1 protein-coding gene is annotated in these 1264 nt (G+C 38.3%); it reads left to right on the top strand.

What is annotated here, in order from left to right:
- Nucleotides 1–123: 123 nt before the first annotated feature.
- The coding region (locus HMPREF1551_RS05480) for a toprim domain-containing protein (protein ID WP_021628064.1) at nt 124–1264 on the top strand (1141 nt) is incomplete at its 3' end.

Here is a 1264-nt window from a genome sequence, read left to right as displayed (position 1 = left end):
CCTACTCCAAAATCTATGGACAGTATTTCTATACTTTGGGAAGCATTCGCAAACTCCTTTTCAGTCAATCGGTAGAAAACACTGAAAGCTACTTGCAATCTCTCACTCAAAAAGCCAAAGGTTATGTTGAAAAAGCAAGATATTTTAAGTAGAACCGAAGGAGGACTACAGGTCTTTCAGCACTATCTACAAGGCAACTGGCGAGTAGGTAAAAACTTTAAAAACCCTTTCTATGACGATAAAAATGCTTCCTGCAATATCTATAAGGACAAACAAGGCATTTATAAGATGAAAGATTTTGGTAACGATACTTTCAGGGGTGACTGTTTTTTCTTGGTAGGTTACCTCTATCAATTGGACTGCCGAAATGCCTCTGACTTTATCGAAATCCTAAAAATTATCAATCGAGATTTACATCTGGGTTTAGAGGAATCCACCTCTATAATTACACAAAAACCTCCAATACCTCCCACTATCACCATAGAAAGTACTACCCCAGAAACCAAAAAATCTATCTCTTATCAATTTACCCAAAAACCTTTTACCCAAGAAGAGTTAGCCTATTGGCAGAAATACGGCATCACTCAAGAAATCCTAAACAGGTACAATGTAATCTCTCTGCAAAGCTATTCAAGCATCAATAAAGACGGCAAACCTTACACTATCACCTCCACCTATAATGAGTGGATGTTTGCTTACCTTTTTAAAAAGCATTTAAAAGTTTATCGTCCCTTTTCTAAACTGCGCTTTCTCTATGGAGGTAACCCTGAAAACTATTGCTTTGGTGAGTCTCAGCTACCACTACAAGGCGACATTCTCTTTATCACCGCAGGAGAAAAAGATGTAATGAGCTTAGCCAGCAGGGGCTTTTCAGCTATCTGTTTCAATAGTGAAACAGCTCTCATTCCTTTACAAAAACTCCAAAAACTAAAAATGCGATTCCGACATTTAGTCCTTTTGTTCGATAGCGACGAAACAGGCAAAAGAGCCTCTTTAGAGCAACAAGCCCAATTAGCACCTTTAGAAGTATTTCGTTTGGTCTTACCTCTTTCAGGCACTAAAAGGGATAAAGATATATCCGATTATTTTGCGCAAGGTAAAACGGGTAGAGACCTATTGCAACTCTTTTATCAGACCCTTAGCAAACACTATGAAGAAAGCCTATCACTACTTAAAAACTGCGAAATCCAATGGGATAAACCTCCCCAAAAGCAAGAAACAATCATCTCTATTGGCAAAACTCCTGTAGGAGTACAGAGTAGTT

Origin of the sequence: Capnocytophaga sp. oral taxon 863 str. F0517 (assembly GCF_000466425.1) — a bacterium.
GTDB lineage: Bacteria > Bacteroidota > Bacteroidia > Flavobacteriales > Flavobacteriaceae > Capnocytophaga.
The sequence above is the reverse complement of the archived record's forward strand: the minus strand, read 5'-3'. Positions and strand labels throughout refer to the sequence as shown.